This window comes from Ruminococcus flavefaciens ATCC 19208 (genome assembly GCF_000518765.1).
Classification (GTDB): Bacteria; Bacillota; Clostridia; order Oscillospirales; family Ruminococcaceae; genus Ruminococcus; species Ruminococcus flavefaciens.
Genome location: NZ_KI912489.1, coordinates 538082 through 557132 on the forward strand (window position 1 = coordinate 538082; position 19051 = coordinate 557132).

13 protein-coding genes are annotated in these 19051 nt (G+C 45.6%); 11 read left to right on the forward strand and 2 right to left on the reverse strand.

Annotated elements, in window-relative coordinates; genetic code table 11:
- Positions 1 to 124 precede the first annotated feature (124 nt).
- Positions 125 to 1555 carry an MATE family efflux transporter gene (locus L870_RS0109235; protein ID WP_028517911.1) on the forward strand — a complete coding sequence of 477 codons (1431 nt, stop codon included), beginning with the start codon at positions 125 to 127 and terminating at the stop codon, positions 1553 to 1555.
- 42 nt (positions 1556 to 1597) lie between these two features.
- Entirely contained in the window at positions 1598 to 2308 is a 711-nt protein-coding gene (deoD, locus tag L870_RS0109240) for a purine-nucleoside phosphorylase (RefSeq protein WP_028517912.1), read from the forward strand.
- Between the two features lie 233 nt (positions 2309 to 2541).
- Here the strand turns inward: deoD and L870_RS0109245 are convergent, their stop codons facing one another.
- Both L870_RS0109245 and L870_RS0109250 read right to left on the reverse strand, forming a co-directional pair.
- Positions 2542 to 3882, reverse strand: coding sequence for an ABC transporter permease (locus tag L870_RS0109245; protein ID WP_028517913.1), 1341 nt, complete (start codon positions 3880 to 3882; stop codon positions 2542 to 2544).
- Entirely contained in the window at positions 3869 to 4609 is a 741-nt protein-coding gene (locus L870_RS0109250; RefSeq protein ID WP_028517914.1) for an ABC transporter ATP-binding protein, read from the reverse strand. Before L870_RS0109250 ends, L870_RS0109245 begins: the two co-directional genes overlap by 14 nt.
- 450 nt (positions 4610 to 5059) lie before the next feature.
- Between L870_RS0109250 and L870_RS17195 the strand changes: the two genes are divergently transcribed.
- The 9 genes from L870_RS17195 (at position 5060) to L870_RS0109295 (ending at position 19040) form a co-directional block, all read left to right on the forward strand.
- Positions 5060 to 7996 carry an extracellular solute-binding protein gene (locus tag L870_RS17195; RefSeq protein WP_080676402.1) on the forward strand — a complete coding sequence of 979 codons (2937 nt, stop codon included), beginning with the start codon at positions 5060 to 5062 and terminating at the stop codon, positions 7994 to 7996.
- A gap of 160 nt (positions 7997 to 8156) precedes the next feature.
- A complete protein-coding gene (locus tag L870_RS0109260) occupies positions 8157 to 9074 on the forward strand; it encodes a carbohydrate ABC transporter permease (protein ID WP_037271693.1) in 918 nt (305 codons plus the stop codon).
- Between the two features lie 12 nt (positions 9075 to 9086).
- Positions 9087 to 9965, forward strand: coding sequence for a carbohydrate ABC transporter permease (locus L870_RS0109265; protein WP_028517916.1), 879 nt, complete (start codon positions 9087 to 9089; stop codon positions 9963 to 9965).
- A gap of 223 nt (positions 9966 to 10188) precedes the next feature.
- The gene (locus tag L870_RS0109270; RefSeq protein WP_028517917.1) at positions 10189 to 11697 is read left to right on the forward strand and encodes a hypothetical protein; all 1509 of its coding nucleotides are present in this window, start codon (positions 10189 to 10191) and stop codon (positions 11695 to 11697) included.
- Positions 11694 to 12323 carry a Yip1 family protein gene (locus tag L870_RS0109275; protein WP_028517918.1) on the forward strand — a complete coding sequence of 210 codons (630 nt, stop codon included), beginning with the start codon at positions 11694 to 11696 and terminating at the stop codon, positions 12321 to 12323. The genes L870_RS0109270 and L870_RS0109275 overlap by 4 nt, the downstream gene beginning before the upstream one ends.
- 12 nt (positions 12324 to 12335) lie before the next feature.
- Positions 12336 to 15140 (forward strand): DUF5696 domain-containing protein, encoded by a 2805-nt coding sequence (locus L870_RS0109280; RefSeq protein WP_028517919.1) that lies wholly within the window; start codon positions 12336 to 12338, stop codon positions 15138 to 15140.
- A complete protein-coding gene (locus L870_RS0109285) occupies positions 15140 to 16072 on the forward strand; it encodes a carbohydrate ABC transporter permease (protein WP_037271696.1) in 933 nt (310 codons plus the stop codon). The genes L870_RS0109280 and L870_RS0109285 overlap by 1 nt, the downstream gene beginning before the upstream one ends.
- Before the next feature lie 12 nt (positions 16073 to 16084).
- Positions 16085 to 17107, forward strand: a complete 1023-nt coding sequence (locus L870_RS0109290) for a carbohydrate ABC transporter permease (protein WP_028517921.1) — start codon at positions 16085 to 16087, stop codon at positions 17105 to 17107.
- A gap of 121 nt (positions 17108 to 17228) precedes the next feature.
- Positions 17229 to 19040: a glycerophosphodiester phosphodiesterase family protein gene (locus L870_RS0109295; protein ID WP_028517922.1), complete on the forward strand. Its 1812-nt coding sequence runs from the start codon at positions 17229 to 17231 to the stop codon at positions 19038 to 19040.
- Positions 19041 to 19051 lie beyond the last annotated feature (11 nt).

The window sequence follows — 19051 nt, forward strand, 5'->3', positions numbered from 1 at the left end:
CGTGACGCTGCACCCTTTTTCGCGTAAAATTAATGAAAAACTTGAACTATTATTCCGCGATTGTTGCTATTTTAAAATTAATATGATATAATAATAGCGTATAATATTTTTCGGAGTGTTAAAAATGAATAAATATAAAAAACTGGTCTTTAATACGGGCATTTTTGCCATTGGAACTTTTGGCTCAAAAATACTTGTTTTACTGCTCAATCGACTTTATACAGCCAATTTAAGCTCTCATAATCTCGGAATAAAGGGACTCCTCGTCACAATGGCTCTGTTTTTGCAGCCAATTTTCACTTTCGCTTTGCAGGAGTATCTTATCCGTTTCGGACTTGATAAGGAATATGACAAGCGACAGGTGTTCAATACATCTGCTGTAATGACTACAGCGGGAATGCTGCTTATGGCGATAGTAATGCCGCTTCTTGCCGCTGTTCCCGCGCTGGACTTTGTAAAGGGGTATTCGCTGCTGCTTATAGTATACGTTATAACATCGTCTTTCCGTATGCTGTGTCAGCAGTTCGTCCGCGCACTTGATAAGGTCAAGCTTTTCTCCATAGACGGTATCTTTGCAGTCCTTACATTGCTGATATTCAATGTCATATTTATATCCGTACTGCACTGGGGCGTAAAGGGCTTCATGCTTGCGACTATATTCTCAGACCTGTGCTCGATAGTGTTCCTTTTTTCTGCCGCAAAGCTGAAGAGATACACAGGCATACGTTATTTCAATAAAGAGCTTGCAGGAGAGATGTTAAGGTTTGCAGGACCGTTTATTCCAACAATAGTAATGTGGACCATAACAAGCCTTTCCGACAGACTTTTCATCAATAAGATGCACAGTGATTACCATGAGCTTGGAAAATCCGCTGTCGGTATCTACGACTGTGCAAACGTAATACCAAATCTTATCTCAATGGTATCGACTATATTCTATCAGGCATGGAGTATGTCTGCCATAAATGAAAATTCATCAGCGGACAGAAACAAGTTTTACGAAAAGGTATATTCCGCATATGAAGCAATGCTGTTCATTGCGTCAGCAGGACTTCTTCTCCTTATAAAGCCTGTTACCTCAATATTTATGGTGTCGAGCACATATTCGGAATACTCGACCGTATACCTCTATACTCCTATACTGATAGTTGCTGTACTGTTCATGAGCTTAAATCAGTTTCTCGGCAGTATCTATTCGGCTACAAAGCACCCTAAAAACTCATGCTATACGGCTCTTGCAGCCTGCCTCGTAAATATCCCCATGAACTATTTCCTCATACCGATATGGGGCATAAACGGAGCAGCATTAGCAACTCTGCTCAGTTATCTTATCTGCTTCTGGGCACGTATCATAGATGCAAGATATTATGTACCGTTCCGTTTTAACGGAGGCAAGAACCTTTTGAATACAGCACTGCTGCTTCTGATGTGTGCTGTAATGATGACAGAGGTCAAGTACTATATATTCGGTGCGCTTGTTTTTGCAGCAGCTGTAACTGCTATGAATTACAAGTCGCTTCTTATTACGGTAAATAAGCTTCTCAAGAGAAGCTGATATACCGTTAACTCATATCACAAAATAAAAGGAGGGCTAAATATGCCGACACCACACAACAATGCCAAAAAAGGCGATATCGCTAAAACAGTTCTCATGCCCGGAGATCCGCTGAGAGCCAAATTCATTGCCGAGAATTACCTTGAAAACACCGTATGCTATAACGAGGTAAGAGGTATGCTCGGATATACGGGTACTTACAGGGGCGTTCCCGTATCCGTACAGGGCAGCGGCATGGGTATGCCTTCTATAGGTATATATTCATGGGAGCTTTTCAATGAGTACGGCGTTGAGAATATTATCAGAGTAGGTACCGCAGGAGCTGTTGCGGACAGCGTACAGCTTCGAGATGTAGTTATAGGAATGAGTGCAAGCACCAATTCTGCTTATGCTTCACAGTACAGACTACCGGGGACTTATGCACCAACAGCTTCATGGAGCCTGCTTTCGGCTGCTGTAAAGGCAGCTGAGGCTAAGGGAAGCAGCTTCCATGTGGGAAATATACTTTCAAGCGATACCTTCTATGATGACGCAGACAGCCTTGCAGACTGGCAGAAGATGAATGTGCTTGCCATAGAAATGGAGGCAGCTGCGCTTTATATGAACGCTGCAAGGGCAGGGAAGAATGCGCTGTGTATACTTACGGTATCAGACTGTCCGCTGAAAGGACTTTCCACAACTGCTGAGGAGAGACAGACCACCTTCCGTGACATGATGGAGATAGCTCTTGAGACAGCTTATACAATGAAATAATTTTAGGAAAATTTAAGATAACTTTAAGATTATTTTAAGGTTGGATTGGTATATTATTAGTGGATTAAGTAATCCCCCAATTCCCCTTCTATATTTATTCATTTCATTTTTCTTGGCTATGCTTCGTGCATAGCTTTTTACTTTTTATGAGGATATTGCATATATAACAAAAAACGCAGCGGCTTCGGTGCTAACGAAACTGCTGCGTCTTTTCATGGGGAAAGGGAAGAGGCTCAATCCTCAGTGGTTTTTCTTGATTTTTTGAATCTGGACTTCTGACCGAAGTTCAGAGATATCGTGAGTATCTTGTCTGACTTGAAAAGCTTTAATGCAAAGAACATCACGATAATGAATATTACGAACTGATATCCTAAACCTATCCAGAATTCTGTCATATTTCCGAACATAAGGTTTGGTATCGCGGTAAATGTGTGAGTAAAAGGTATCGCATACACGATAAGCCTTGCTGCTGTAGGAAGTGTATTCACATCTGTGAATACTGATATGAGCCACGGTATCATTACCATCATCATTATCGGCAGGAGCATTGTCTGTGCTGACTTTGAGTCATTGACAAGTGCGCCGAGGATAATTGATATCGCAAGGCATATCATAATTGTAAGGAAGAGCTGAACTCCTACCAGTGCATAATCTACAGCGGAAAGGTTGAGACCTAACTGTCTGAAAGCGTCATCGGCGGATAACGATTTGGTAACTGTTTCTGTTATCCCGAGATCGCTTGTGACAGCGCTTGTCATTCCTTTGGTGTATACTGAGAAGCCGATCATCATTACGCCTGCGTTTATGAGAGCAACTATTGCTGCTGCAAGCATTTTGGCTGTTATAACAGATCCTCGTGTTACAGGGGTGGAAAGGAGAGTTTCGAGGGTCTTGTCTATCTTTTCATTTGATATTGAAGCAATGAGCGACTGAGAAGTAAGCATCAGGAGCACAAGAACGATGATAGGAAGTATCATATTCTGTGTTGATATCTTACCCAGTATAGTGGTGCTCGATACTTTTGCTGTTTTATCGGCTACAACGGTCTGCTCTGATATTTTCAGAGGAGCTTCGATGATCTTCAGGTTATCTTCCGAAACGCCCTGCTGTTCTGCAAGCTCATAGGATATATACGAATTTATAAGAGAAGTCGTACCGTCTGTACCGCCTGTGAATCCGCTTAATGTGGAAGCTGATTTTATTTTGCTAACGGAGATGACCTCAGGTTTTTTGCCGTTTTTTATTTCATCGGTAAACCCCTTGGGGATAACAACGTAGCTTTTCATATTGCTTCCGCTGAACGGTGCTGCGTAATCATCATTTTTAACAGATACTATCTTGACATTTGAGCCTTCTGTTATGAATGAATCCAGCATAGCGTTGGTGAAGTCGGTATTATCAAGGTCGCAGATATTTATTTTCGGGTGAGAAGCCTCTTCGCTGATCTCAGCTGTTACAGACTGCATAACGTTACCCATTATAATAAATATTGCCAGTGAAAATAACAATGAGAATACCATCTGAGCGTTTATAAGCTCGGAAAGTTCTTTTTTCAGGAGGTTAATGAACTTCATTCTCATTCACCACCCTTTCAAATACTTCCTCGAGATTAGGCGCGTTATAGCGTTCCTTGAGCTCGTCTGTACGGCCTGTTACCATGAGATGTCCTTTTGAGACTATACCCACGCGGTCGGAAACGAATTCTATCTCAAGCATATTGTGTGATGAGAGAAGGAAGGACATTCCTTCTTCTTCCGCGAGCTTTTTTATCATCTTGCGTATCTCGATAGCATTGAGTACGTCAAGACCGCTTGTAGGCTCGTCGAGAATTGCAAGCTTGGGCTTTGTCATTACAGCCCTTGCAAGGAGAAGCTTGCGTATCATTCCGCGGCTGTAGCTTCCGATCTTATCATTAAGCCTGTCGCCGAGTCCGCAGATATTCTTTGCACGTTCCACACAGGAGTTTATCCCGTCGATGTCGCTCGTGAAAAGACCTGCCATGAATCTCAGGTACTTTATACCTGTCATCTGTTTATATGCACCTGCTTCGTCGGGGAGGTAAGTGATACATTCCCTGACCTTTTCAGGAGCTTTTATAACGCTGTGACCTGCCACGATGGCGTCACCGTCGGTAGGCTTCAGCAGTGTTGATATCATTCTGATAGTAGTTGTTTTGCCTGCGCCGTTGGGACCGATGAGAGCGAATATCTCTCCTTCACCTATTTCAAAAGATATCTTATCAACAGCGAGGACTTTTGTGTACTGCTTTGACAGTCCTTTTACTTCAAGAACATTTGCCAAGAATATCTCTCCTTATTAAATGGAGTTGAGTAGTGAAACTGTTACTTCTTTCTACACTTGTATAATAGCACAAATAGAGCCAAATGTCAATACAAAAAGTAGAATGTAGATAAGATTTTACAGTTTTTTAATAATCGTGAAATTCGGGAATTAAATTAAAACAATGAGGTAAAAGTTCTTGTTATAACTTACAGTTTATGAGTATGCTAATTGTTGAATCTTATTGAAAATATTGATAATTTAGCTAAAATACGCATGGTAAAAAATATTATTTATTATACAGAAATATTGAATTTCTTGACAATAAACGATAAATTTGATATACTGATTTTGAAGGATATATGCAGTTTTGGCAAACTCTTTAACGGCTGTCCGTGCGCATAATTCCCAACGCAGGGAGATTGCGCTTTTTTATTTGTCACTCAGCGTATGAAAGGCGGTGAAAACTGAATGAAAAGGGCTTTCAGAGCTGCGGCAGCGGCTTTTCTGACCTGTATTTTTATTACGGGAAGCTCTGTAGGCGTGCTTAAAGCGGCTGCGGAGGCTGGCGAGCCGTCAGCAGCTACTGCTGCGGCAATGGCCGATGACTACTATCATATAGATGAGTCGGACATGAATATGACCACTTTCAGCGAGTATTACGACCTTCATTCAGCTGATATCCGTCCCGATGATGAGATATTTATAAAAGGAAGCAGCTTTGTTTCCGTTGAAAACGGGGATTTCTCATCGGGCAGCTATACAGACAGCGACGGTGACAGCCGAAACGGCGTATTGCTGTGGAACAGCTCGTCAGGCGAAGTGACTTATGAATTTGAAGTTGCCGAGGCAGGGGCATATTCCCTTGAAGTGAGCTACTGCCCCATGATTTCCGGCAGCTCCTCAATAGAGCTTGAAATGGAGCTTGACGGCGAGATACCGTATGATACGGCTTCGAGGCTTTATCTCGGCAGAGTCTGGGTGAACGAGAAGGATATATATACCGACAGCCGCGGAAATCAGGTAAGACCCACGCAGGTGCAGACCGAGATGTGGCAGAAATGCTTTTTCGGCGACAGAGACGGACTTTTCAGCGAACCGCTGTTTTTCTCGCTTGAAAAGGGAAAGCATACTCTTAAACTCAGCTCAGAACGTGCACAGCTTGCAATTGAGAGCCTTTGCTTCAGAAATCCCGAAAAACTGCCGTCATACAGTGAGTATAAGGCTTCTGTGGGAGCAAGCGCAGCTCCCGAACAGACAGCTTCCGCAAGCTTTAAGATAGAGGGAGAAAAGGCTGTATACAAGTCTGATCCGACTCTTTATCCAACATATGACAATACGAGCTACCTTGCATCACCCTCAGATTCCTGCAAGGTGGTATACAATACCATAGGCAGCGGCAGCTGGCGCAAGGCGCTTCAGTCGGCAACATGGGACATACCTGCCGACAAGGTAGGCAGCGGCGGCTGGTATAAGATAGGCATAAAGGCACGACAGGATCAGATACGCGGTTTCTGTTCGGCAAGGCGCATATATATCGACGGCGAAGTACCGTGCAGCGAGCTTGACAGCGTGAAATTCCATTATGATACAGACTGGTCTGTGGTAAGTCCGAAAAGCGGCGGTGATAATGTATATATATGGCTTGAGGGCGGCAAAGACCACACTATCACCCTTGAGACTGTGCCAAGCGATATCAGCGAGTATCTGCGCAGACTTGAGGACTATGTATCCGAGCTCAATACCTATTACAGAAAGGTACTGATGATAACGGGTCCTTCTCCCGATAAGTATACGGACTATTACGTACATGAGAAGATACCCGAATTAGTGGATAAATTCAGGAGCATCTCCGCGGAGCTGAAAGACGTGCAGAAAGGCATAGAAAGACTTTCGGATTCAAGCGGCTCTGAGGCTGCTGCACTGGAAAATATGGCGGTAATACTGGATAAATGCGTTGACAAGCCGCTGAAGATACCGTCTTATCTTTCGCAGATAAAGGACAGCATAACATCACTTTCCGCATGGCTCAGGGATAACCGTGACCAGCCCCTTGAAGTGGACTATATCGAATTCGCAACAGCTGACCGCGATTTTACAAGCTGTAGGGAAAAGCTTGGCAAGTCACTGAAATTCGGCTTTGATGCCTTTATCGGCTCATTCTTTGAGGACTATACCACTCTTTCCGATGTTACGGGAGAGGACGCGATAGAAGTTTGGGTATCGCTGGGACGCGATCAGGCTCAGGTGGTCAAGGAAATGACGGAAAATCAGTTTACTCAGGAAACAGGCATACCTGTCTCGGTAAATCTTGTGACAGGCGGCGTTGTAGAGGCTTCACTCGCAGGAAAAGGTCCTGATGTGGCATTATTCCTCGGGGGAGAGTTCCCCGTCAACCTTGCCGCAAGAGACTTACTTGTTGATATATCGCAGTTTGACGACTATGAGGACGTAAAGCAGCGTTTCCAGAGAAATGCTATGACGCAGTACAGCTTCAACGGCGGCTGCTACGGACTGCCTATAAGTCAGAGCTTCCCCATGATGTTCTACAGGAAAGATGTGCTCACGGAGCTTGGATATACTTCGCCTCCCGAGACATGGGAAAAGCTCATAGATATGCTGCCTGCGCTGCAAAGAAATTATATGTCGGTTGGACTTGTTCTTCCGCCGAATAACATATCTCCTGCAACGGAAACGGGGCATACCTTTGCGATGCTGATGCTGCAAAAGGGCGTTAACTATTATAATGAGGAGCAGACAGCTTCTACGTTCAATTCCATTGAGGCTGTACAGTCCTTTGAGGAGTGGACGGATTTCTATACAAAATACAGCTTCGAGCAGACCTATGATGCTTTCAGCAGGTTCAGAACAGGCGAGTATCCCATAGTTATTGCGAATTACACCTTTTTCAATCAGCTTACGGCAGCATCTCCCGAAATAAGCGGGCTTTGGGACTTCTGTCCCGTACCTGCAACCGTAAGGGCAGACGGAACTGTTTCTCATGCGGCTAATTCCAACGGCGCAGGAGCTGTTATATTCAAAAAGGTAAAGAACAAGGAAAACGCATGGAAATTCATCAAGTGGTTCACCGATACTGATACACAGGTGCAATATGCATCGCAGATAGAGGGACTTCTCGGTACTATGGGACGTTTTGATACAGCAAACGTTGAGGCACTGGGACAGCTCTCATGGTCTGAGGACGAGCTTGCAAGACTCCGCGCACAGCAGCAGGAGCTTGAGGAGATACCGATAATACCTGCGTCCTACGCTGTTACGCGAAATATTATGAACGCTTTCAGAGAGACTATCAACGAAAAGGCAAATCCCCGTGATACGCTTATATGGTACAACAGGGATATCAACGAGGAAATAACACGAAAGCGCAAAAATCTGGGTTTAGATTAATTTGTAGGGAACGCCGCCCTCGGCGTTCCGAAAAAATATGTAGGGACGACCAGTGGTCGTCCGCTGTGAATATCGTTTGTTTCAAATGGATGCCCGATGGGCGTCCCTACAATGAGCTAACGGCTAATGGCTAACGGCTAAACAGAAGGGAGTGTGAAAAATGGCTGTCGGATCAAAAAAGCGCGGCAAAGGCGAGCTTTGGCGTGAAATAAAGAAAAATAAGGGCTGCTATGGCATGATAGCTCCGTTTATGGTATTCTTTATCGTATTTACCATAATCCCCGTAGTTATGTCCCTTCCTATGGGCTTTACTGATTTCAATATGGTACAGCCGCCGAAATTTGTAGGACTTTCAAATTTCACCACACTCTTCCTTTCGGACAAGATATTCATGAAGTCCATAAGAGTTACACTGGTTTTCGCACTGCTCACGGGACCTGTAAGCTATGTGCTGTGTTTTTTGCTGGCATGGCTCATAAACGAGATGCACCCGAAGCTGAAAACAGTTTTCACGCTCATATTCTATGCTCCGTCTATGGCTAATGTCTATACGGTTTGGCAGCTAATATTCAGCGGGGACATGAACGGCTATGTGAACTCTTTCCTCATAAATCTCGGCATTATCAATTCGCCTGTACAGTGGCTCACGGACGGAAGATACGTCCTCGGAGTAACTATAGTTGTACAGCTGTGGATATCTCTCGGAGCAGGCTTCCTTGCGCTCCGCGCAGGCTTTCAGAATATCGACCGCTCCATGTATGAAGCAGGTGCTATCGAGGGTATACGCACACGCTGGCAGGAGCTCATATACATAGTCATACCCTCAATGGGACCTCAGCTCATGTTTGCGGCTGTGATGCAGATAGTAAGCTCTTTCACAGCAGGTACAGTTGCGCAAAATCTTGTAGGCTTCCCGAGTACGGACTACAAGGCTCATACGATAATGACACACGCATTTGATTACGGCTGGCAGCGTTTTGAAATGGGCTATGCCTCGGCGATATGCATGGTGCTTTTTGTTGCCATGTTTGCCTGCAACAAGCTCATAAACAAAGTGCTGGGCAAGTATATGGACTGAGGAGGCGAAGCTGTGGCACAGGTAAATACTGCGAAGCTTCACGCTTCCAACAGACAGGCAGGCAGGCGTAAATGGGGAAGTGTGGCTATATTCCTGCTTCTGGCTATACTCGGACTTTTTATGGCTCTGCCTATATATCTTACGATCGTTATGTCCATAAAGCCCATAGAGGAGCTTTTTGTGTTCCCGCCTAAGCTTTATGCAGCTCGTCCTACCCTTGACAATTTCAGGGATATGTTCAGGGTACTGCATCAGAACCGCGTACCTTTTTCGAGGTACGTGTTTAACAGCGTTTTTGTTACCGCTGCGGTAACAGTGCTGCAATGCTTTTTCTCGTCTATGGCAGCATTTGTACTGGCAAAGTGCAAATTTCCCGGCGGAAAGATAATAAACGGAATAATCGTGGTTGCACTTCTCTACCAGAGCAACGTTATCTACATAATGCAGTATATCGTAATGGCTAAAATGCACATGATAGATACCTATATGGCACTTATTTTCCCTGCTATAGCCTCGCCTATGGGACTTTTTCTCATGCGCCAGTCTATAAGTCAGGTGCCCGATTCCATGATAGAAGCGGCAAAGGTGGACGGAGCAGGACTTTTCCGTATATGCTGGCAGGTGGTAATGCCAAATCAGAAGCCTGCACTTATGACTCTTATCATATTCGCATTTCAGGGAGCATGGAATATCCAGACAGGCTCTATAGTGTTTAAAGAAGAATACAAGACCCTGCCGACTGTAGTTGGTCAGGCGGCGGCTTCGGGACTTGCAAGGGCAGGAGTTGCAATGGCAGCAGCCGTGTTCCTGCTGATACCGCCTATAATTATATTTATGCTTGCGCAGAGACAAGTCATCGAAACTATGGCTCATTCGGGCATTAAGGAGTAAGCCCTTAACCTTTAGCCCATAATGATTATAAGATTTGCAGGTGCTGTACTGTAGGGGCGAGTTCCGCTCGCCCGCAAATAACAAACAGCAGTATGTAGGGGCGCACAGTGTGCGCCCGTATGAAATACATTTGAAAATTGTAGGGACGACCATTGGTCGTCCGAATTATCAAAATACCGCAGCGGACGCCCATTGAGCGTCCCTACAGAAGGAAGTGAAGCAAATGAAGTCAAAACTGAAAAGATGTATCACAGCAACAGCTGCATTTGCTGCACTTGCTTCTCTCGGAGCTGTCTCAGCAGCCGCAGGTGAGCCCTATGACTCATATAACTACGACCGCTGGGGCGAGGCTGTGCCTTCGCAGGCAGGCTTTACCGCGGAGTGTTCCGTATCGGGCTATGACCTCGGTGTGGGTGCTTTTGACAGCCCAAGTGATATATTCTGCGATCATGAGCATATCTTCTATATCGCTGATACAGGAAATAACCGTATAGTAGCTGTTAACTCCGATTTTGAAAGCGTTGTAAAGGTGTACGACAGCTTCACCATGCCCGACGGCTCGGAAACTCCCATGAATAAGCCTATGGGCGTGTATGTTTCGGCTGAAAATGACCTGATGTATATTGCGGACAGCGACAACGCCCGTGTACTCATTTCTGATAAGGACGGGAATGTGCAGGGAATGATAACGAAGCCGGATTCCGAGGTATATGACCGAAAAAGGACATTTCTCCCGCAGAGGGTGATCGCTGACAAGGCAGGAAATGTCTACGTAGTTCTCAGCAATATAACCACAGGTGCGGCTATGTTCGCTCCTGACGGCAGCTTTATGGGCTTTTACGGAGCTAACCGAGTTGAGCCTACTGCAAAGATAGTCAGCAACTACATAAGAAGCATATTCATGTCAGATGAGAAAAAGGCAAACAGGAAAAGAACAGTTCCCACAGGTATTACCAGCTTTGATATCGACGGTGACTTTATTTTTACCTGTACCTCTTCGTCTACACAGACTACCGATACCGTTAAGAAGCTCAACGCCGCAGGAAAGAACATTTTCGCTGATCTTGAACTGTCTTTCGGCGACTATAAGCCTGTTTACGATACTTCCCAGAACAAGGTGCTTTCGCCTGCTATAGTGGATATAGATGTGGCCGAGGACGGCTGTATAAACTGCCTTGATCTTACGACGGGCAGAGTTTTTCAGTACGACGAGGACTGTAACCTGCTGTTCATCACAGGTGCTGCTGCAAAGCAGACAGGAGGCTTTGACCATGCAGCGGCTATCGAGTCCCTCGACAATGACCTCTATGTACTTGACTCCTCAAAGGATACAGTTACTATATTCAGGGAAACTTCATTCGGCAAGGCAGTTCACAAAGCAGCTGCACTTTATAATGCGGGATATTACGAGGAAGCTCTTGAGCCGTGGCAGGACGTTCTTAAACGTGACGGTAATTATTACAGAGCTTATGTTGGCATAGCTTCGGCACTTCTCCGCAAGGGCGACTACAAGGGTGCGATGAAGTATGCAAAGCTCTCCGATGCAGGAGACATATACAATAAGGCTTTCGAGGGCTACCGCAGAGAGTTCCTGAGAGAGCATTTCACAGCTATAGCCGCAGGACTTGTTATACTTATAGCAGGATCTGTAACTTACGGCAAATTCAGAAAAAAGCGCAGGGCAAGTACGGCTGCTGACAATATATCGGAAAAGGAGGAGAAGCAGGCATGATGGATCTTACTCAGAAGCAGTGGGTAAAGTATGCAGTAACTCACCCCTTCGAGGGTTTTGAGGATATGCGCTGGAAAAAGTCAGGCTCAGTGAAGATAGCCATGTGTATCATAGTTCTGCTATTTTTCGGACAGATAGCCTGCGGCAGACTTTACGGCGCACAGTTTTTCATAAGCAATGACAAGACCTTCAATATTATTCCGTATATCGTGCGGAGCTTCGTGCTCTTCGGTGCATGGGTCATCGGTAACTGGGCGGTGTGTACTCTCCTTGACGGCGAGGGCACTCTTAAAAACATATGTATTTACAGTGCCTATGCGCTTATACCGTACGTGGTGCAGCTTTACATAAATGTGGGGCTTTCGCATATACTCATACGTGACGAATACATTTTCATGCAGCTTGCGGAGATAATAGGCACGGGCTGGACGGTGCTGCTTATGTTTTCGGCTGTGAAGTCGGTGCATCAGTATTCACTCGGCAAGACCGTTTTTGCGGTAGTTCTTACAATTGCCGCAATGCTCATAATGCTTTTCCTGCTTGTGCTCTTTATGTCGCTGATACAGCAGGTATACATATTCATATCCACTATCTACACCGAGCTGTCCTATAGGGCAAGAGTCTGAGGAGGCGGCATTATGGGCAATATAAGAAAGCTTTTGCTGTGCCTTCTTGCTGTATCCTCTGTAACTATATCAGGCAGGACATTTGCCGCTGATGACAATATGGAACTGTCTGCGGAGACCGCCGAGACGGACAGCGTCGAGGCGGAAAAGGCTAAACGTTCGGAAACAGTGGAGAAAGCAGAGCTGTCCGCAGAGGACGCCGAGAAGTATCTGGAAAAGATAGGTTCTTCCGACGGCTATGACATATACCGCAAGGATAAGGACTTCGATGATAAGCTGTGGGAGGCAGTCGGCGGAAAGCCCAAAAGCAAAAAGGACTACACAGACGAACAGCAGCTCATTGCGGATAAGATAGACGAGCTTAAAAAGCTTGGGGAGCTTGTTGCAATTGACACACAATCAGGCAAGGCAGCAGCTTCGTTCAAAAGCGGCAGCAAATGCGATGAGGGAAAGCTGTGGGTAAGCGACGCAGGCAGATTTTTCGTTATCACCGATGAAGATGCTGCAAAGGTCGTAAGAGTCAGAAAAATAATCTCTTCCCTTGACAGCAGATACGCATTCCTTTCAACTGACGGGAAAACGCTGGAGCTTCTGCAAAAAGACCTGAAAAAGCCTGATATCACCCTATCATACAGCGTGAAAGAGGACGGCAAAAAGGTCTATAAAGCTGAAAGCGGGGAATTTGCGTGGCTAACTGCTGACGGCAGCCATTTTCTCGGCGTTTTCAGATACGGTGCGGAAAATGACAAATTCCGAATGATAGTTGACGACAGAAGTGCCATATTCGGTATTGAAAATAAGGAAACAGGCTATATATGGTGGTCGTCGCCTCTTGAAGCTGCACAGGACAAGACTGCCACATCTCTTCTTGCAGATGAACTCAGGTCGTCGAATATGCTGAGGTACGGTGTCCCCCTGAGCCGCTCTGGAAATAATATGCTCAGGTCTGGCAGCGAGAGCGACTGCAAGTTTGAGGTCAGCGATATCAAAGACGGCATACGTGTGGTCTATAACTACGAAAAGGCAGGCTTTAAGTTCCCTGTGGAGTATACTCTTGAGGACGACCATTTAAAGGCAAGCGTCAAGGTATCTGAAATAGAGGAGAGCAAAAGCGCCAATATCGCTACGGAAATGACTGTGCTTGGCTGTTTCGGAGCAGCTTCCGATAAGGAGGAGGGCTATTTTGTTATTCCTGACGGAAGCGGCGCGCTGGTAAGGTTCAACAACAACCGCTCTACCCAGACAAATATATATCAACAGAGAGTCTACGGTAACGATGTTACTGCCGTACCTCAGACTAAAGGAGCTGTTACCGAGCAGATATACCTGCCCGTTTACGGCATAGTCAAGGAGGATAACGCACTGCTTGCAGTTGCGGCTAAAGGCGACTCAAATGCCTATATCACCGCAAATGTGTCAAAGCAGTCCAACAGCAGCTATAATATATGCAGATTTACCTTTATTCTCCGCGCAATGGACAGCTTCTATATGTCGGGCAGCAGCAATGAGCGATATACCGTCTTTGAAAAGGGGACCATAAAGTCGGACGATATAGAGATGCTGTACTATCCTATCTCGAAGAAAGGTGCGGACTATACTGATGTAGCCGCTCGCTACAGACAGTACCTCATGGAGGAGCAGGGAGTCACAAAGAAGTGTACTGCCGACAGCTCTGCCCTGTATCTGGGACTGTACGGCGGTACTATGAAAAAGAAGAATATCCTCGGTATACCCGTTGATATGAAGACCTCCGTAACCGATTATGCTCAGTCAGCTGATATTATCGGCAAGCTCAGCGGCGATGGCGTTGAGGATATGGTCATATCCTACAGCAACTGGACCAATGACGGCATGAAGAACAAGGTGGACACTGATGCAGACCCGTCGGGAAAGCTGGGCGGCAAAAGCGATTTCAAAAAGCTCACCGACCTTATAGACAAAAACGGATACACTCTTTATCCTGTCTCTGACAACAGGGATTTTCTCTCGGGCAACGGATATTACTCCTTTACGGATACAGCTGTGAGGGTCTCGGGAGCGTATTCCCAGATAGTCAGCTACGACAGGGCTTACGGCATACCTGACGGCTTCAGGAAGAATATGTCATTGCTTTCACCCGGCTATTTCAGCAAGGTTTTCGGCGATATGGCTGAAAGCTACTCAAAGGCTGACCTTGACGGAGTATCTCTTGCAAGTCTCACGACTTCGCTTTACGGTGACTACGGCAAGAAGAACATCTCACGCGCCAAAGCCGAAAAAATGCTTACGGACAGCTATAAAAAGATAGACGATAAACTCAGCGGCGGCATACTTGCAGACGGTGCAAATGCTTATGCGCTGCCCTATGTCAGCTGTATAACCGATGTTCCCGACAGCTCGAGCAGATTTGATATGTTCGATGAGGATATACCCTTCTATCAGCTGGTGCTCCACGGACTTATACCCTATTCCACAAAAGCCGTGAACGGCGACCCTGATCCCGAAAAGCTCATGCTCAGGGCGGTTGCTGCGGGAAGTGATCTCAGTTTTGATATGATATACGAGGAGGCAAGTCTCCTTAAAGATACCGAGTATGACTGGCTTTATTACGCAGATCACAGATACTGGACGGATACTGCCGCAAAGTATTACAGCCTTATAGAGCCTGTGCTGAGAAAGGTATCGGACAGCTTCATCGAGGATTACAGCGTTGACGGAGATATAATAACAAGTAAATACGAAAACGGCACAGTCATAAAGGTGGATATGAAAAATCGCACTATCGACTGCGGAGCCATGCATATAGAGCTTTCAGAGGAAGGGGGGGACAGTTACTGATGAGCGTGAAAGCAGAAGTTTCTGCGGATAAAAAGCACCGCAGAATGTCATATGAGCGAAAAAAGTCGCTGTACGGCTATGGATTCATAAGTCTGTGGCTGGTGGGAACTGTTATATTCTTCCTTATCCCTCTTGGAAAATCCCTGTGGTACTCATTCAGTGATGTTACGGTAGACCCGGGCTCGCTGAAAACAAGATTTACAGGTCTGGGGAACTATTTCAGCGTTCTTGCCGAGGATCCTTATTATACGGAATATCTTGGCGATACTCTCATCGAGACATTATGGAAAACGCCGCTGATACTTATTTTTTCACTGTTTATCGCAGTGATACTGAATCAGAAATTCAAGGGCAGGACACTTGCAAGAGCGGTTTTCTTTCTGCCTGTAATAATCGCTACAGGTCCTGTTTTCAAAATAATCAGCGGAGATATGGATTCTACAGGCAATTCGGGTGCACAGCAGTTCTCGACAATGTTCTCGGTAGATCTTGTAGGGGAGCTTATGCAGTTTCTCGGCATATACGGCATCAGCGACAGAATGAGCAATATCATCTCGGCTGTTGCGGATAATATCTTCGGTATCGTCTGGAGCTCAGGCATACAGATACTGCTCTTTCTTGCGGCTTTGCAGAATATCCCTTCATCTGCAAGAGAGGCTGCACAGCTTGAGGGAGCTACTGCATGGGAGTATTTCTGGAAGATAACCTTTCCCTATGTAAGCCCGTTCATACTCGCAAATCTTATCTTTACAATAATAGATTCCTTCACCAACCCTATGAACAGCGTTATGAACCGTATCGTTTCAATGAAGAATCAGTGGGAATTCGGTGCGGCTTCGGCAATGGCGTGGATATACTTTATCATAGTTCTTGCGGTTATATCTGTTATTGCAGGTATGGTGAGACATATGATATATTACGAAAACGACTGAGGAGGGATATAAATGGACGATGTTACTGCCGCTGTCAGAAATGAAGAGCCTGAAAAAAGCCTCAGCCGCGGAAAAAAGCGTAAGCTCCGTATGGAGAATATGTCGGCGGCGGAGAGAGCCTACCTCAGACGCAAGGCTGTAAAGGACAGGATTTGGCCTCTTTTCAGATTCGTTATCCTTGTTGGACTCAGCTTTGTTATACTGTATCCCCTTATTTATATGATAAGCTGCGCTTTCAGAGAGAGGGGAGACATGAGCGACCCAACGGTAATGTGGATACCGAGGCATTACACTCTCGATATCATCAGAGAAACTATAGATGTAATGGACTACTGGGACACGCTGAAAAACACCTTGCTGCTGAATATAGGCTGCTCACTGGTGCAGGTGGTCTCATGTGCCGTTACAGGCTACGGCTTTGCAAGATTTAAGTTCAGGGGCAAGAAGCTCCTTTTCGGTGTTGTTATAATGATGATACTTGTGCCGACTCAGGTAATATCCCTGCCGCTGTATACCCAGTTCAGATACTTCGGCATTAAGGGGCTGTTTTCGGTAAATCTCATTGACAGCAGACTGACCATGTATCTGCCTGCCATGACTGCAAACGGCATACGCGCAGGACTTATGATACTCATTTTCAGACAGTTCTTTAAGGGGCTTCCCCGTGAGCTTGAGGATGCAGCTTATATAGACGGCTGCGGACCTTTTATGACCTTCGTGAGAGTAATGGCTCCCAATGCCATACCTGCGTTCCTTACTGTGTTCCTGTTCTCTGTTGTATGGTACTGGAACGACTATTATGTGAGCAACACATTCTTTACCGCTCCGAAAACAGTTGCGCTTATGCTTACGAATCTGGACAGCCAGCTGAAAATGAAGCTGTTCAACGATCCATCGGTGCAGATAAGTCTCCGTGAACAGATAGTATGGAAGGAAGCAGGCTGCCTGCTTTCAATAGCTCCCGTACTGCTTATGTACGTGTTTCTGCAAAAGCACTTCACCGAGGGTATTGAGCGCTCGGGCATAGTTGGCTGAATGATATCCGCCTTTCGTGACCTTTTATGTGAAAATAAGGTCATGAAAGACGGATTTTTTTATTGACATCGGGCGAAAAACAGCGTATAATTGAAGTATATTATTTGTTCGGAGCAAACCTATGAAAAAAATATTCAGACCTGCGGGTGTTTTTCTGAGAGCTGTTCCTCATTTTCTTGTATTTGAACTTATATTCAAGCTCATGCTGCTTGGCATAGGAACGCCTGTGCTTACGCTCCTTCTCAAGCTAACGATGAAGCTTTCGGGAATAAACTACCTTAATGACGAAAACTTACTTATTTACTTAAAGCATCCTGCGACGATAACCGTTATAATCGTCATGCTTTTCTTTTATGCCTTTTTCTCTTTTGTGGAGCTGTCCGCACTGGCGGCGTGTTTCTCCTGCTTTGAGAAAAAACAGCGTATCTTTACGGGCGGAATGTTCCGCACGGGTATCAAGTCCTTCGTAAAGGCTTTCAAGGGAGCGGGGATACTCTCGTTCCTCGGATATATGGCTGTAATGCCGCTGGCACAGTTCTCACTGTCGTCAGGTATGTTCATGGCGCCTCTCATGCCTGTGCTGAAAAGGATATTCTCCTCTGTCAGCGGTATCGGGGCTGTGGTGGCTTATATACTGATACAGCTGCTGTTCATAATGTTTATCATAAGCGGCTGCTACAGCATACACTATCTTGTGCTTACAGGTTCTTCATTCAATGAATGCCTGAAAAAGAGCAGGGCTAAGATGAAAGGTCAGCGTTTCAAGATGATATTGATGCTGCTTGGTTTCAGCCTTGCTGTTGTAGCGCTCATCGCTATAGCCACATTCGGAATAAGCTTCATTATCGTATACGCTGTCAAGGGACTGAAGGCAAATGCCGCTTTCGGAACTTCGCTGAGGATACTGCGCTATGCGTGGAACGTATTTACAGCCATATCAGCATTTGTCTCTGCACCTATGGTAATGTGCTGGCTCACTCATAAATTTATGAGCGACAATGCAGGTGAGAATTTTGATCTCCCTAATAAGAGAGAGTACAAAATGCGCCTCAGGCACAGTATAATCATCGTTGTCGTACTTATTTCAGCAGCCATTGTGATGAACCTTTCCTACTTCAAGGCTCTGTATCAGGGCAACGTAAACGTTAATGTGGGAGTCCTTAACCGTACACAGGTAAGTGCGCACAGAGGCTTTTCGCGTATTGCTCCCGAAAATACCATTCCTGCATTTCAGGCAGCTGTTGACTGCGGAGCAGACTATATCGAGCTCGATGTGCAGCTTACGGCAGACGATCAGCTCGTAGTATTCCATGATGACCGTATAGACCGTACTACCGACGGAAAGGGAATGCTGAAGAACTATACCTATGAACAGCTTCAGCAGTTCTCGGCAGGCTCATGGTTCAGCAAGGACGGCGAATTCGATGATGTGAAGATACCGCTCCTTACAGAAGTGCTTGACCTTGTAAGCGACGATATAATGCTGAATATAGAGATAAAACGCTCCGGCGATCCTAAAAAGACGGCAGAACACGTAGTCAGGCTGATAGAGGAGTATGGCATAGTCAATTCCTGCTATATCACTTCGTTTTCTTATCCTGCTCTCAAGAAGGTCAAGCAGCTCAATTCAAAGATAAAGACGGGCTTTATAGCTAATCTTTCCACGGCTACATCATACTCCCGTCTGCCTTATATAGATGCAGTCAGCATGAATTACCTCTTTGTGAATCAGAGTGTTGTCAATTCCGCTCATCATAACGGAAAGCGCATATTTGTCTGGACGGTCGACCGACAGAAAGATGTTCAGCAGATGATGGCTCTGGGCGTGGACAATATCATCACGAACCGTCCCGACAAGGCACTCGAAGTAGTTGACTCGAAAAAGGTCGGTGATACTGTACTGACCGTGCTGAAATATATTTTCGGAAGCTGAGAGTTTTCGCA

What these genes read in the sequence shown, in the direction of transcription:
- L870_RS0109235 (WP_028517911.1), top strand. Translation starts at nt 125, where the DNA reads ATGAATAAATATAAAAAACTGGTCTTTAATACGGGCATTTTTGCCATT.
- deoD (WP_028517912.1), top strand. Translation starts at nt 1,598, where the DNA reads ATGCCGACACCACACAACAATGCCAAAAAAGGCGATATCGCTAAAACA.
- L870_RS0109245 (WP_028517913.1), bottom strand. Translation starts at nt 3,882, where the DNA reads ATGAAGTTCATTAACCTCCTGAAAAAAGAACTTTCCGAGCTTATAAAC.
- L870_RS17195 (WP_080676402.1), top strand. Translation starts at nt 5,060, where the DNA reads ATGAAAAGGGCTTTCAGAGCTGCGGCAGCGGCTTTTCTGACCTGTATT.
- L870_RS0109260 (WP_037271693.1), top strand. Translation starts at nt 8,157, where the DNA reads ATGGCTGTCGGATCAAAAAAGCGCGGCAAAGGCGAGCTTTGGCGTGAA.
- L870_RS0109270 (WP_028517917.1), top strand. Translation starts at nt 10,189, where the DNA reads ATGAAGTCAAAACTGAAAAGATGTATCACAGCAACAGCTGCATTTGCT.
- L870_RS0109275 (WP_028517918.1), top strand. Translation starts at nt 11,694, where the DNA reads ATGATGGATCTTACTCAGAAGCAGTGGGTAAAGTATGCAGTAACTCAC.
- L870_RS0109280 (WP_028517919.1), top strand. Translation starts at nt 12,336, where the DNA reads ATGGGCAATATAAGAAAGCTTTTGCTGTGCCTTCTTGCTGTATCCTCT.
- L870_RS0109285 (WP_037271696.1), top strand. Translation starts at nt 15,140, where the DNA reads ATGAGCGTGAAAGCAGAAGTTTCTGCGGATAAAAAGCACCGCAGAATG.
- L870_RS0109290 (WP_028517921.1), top strand. Translation starts at nt 16,085, where the DNA reads ATGGACGATGTTACTGCCGCTGTCAGAAATGAAGAGCCTGAAAAAAGC.
- L870_RS0109295 (WP_028517922.1), top strand. Translation starts at nt 17,229, where the DNA reads ATGAAAAAAATATTCAGACCTGCGGGTGTTTTTCTGAGAGCTGTTCCT.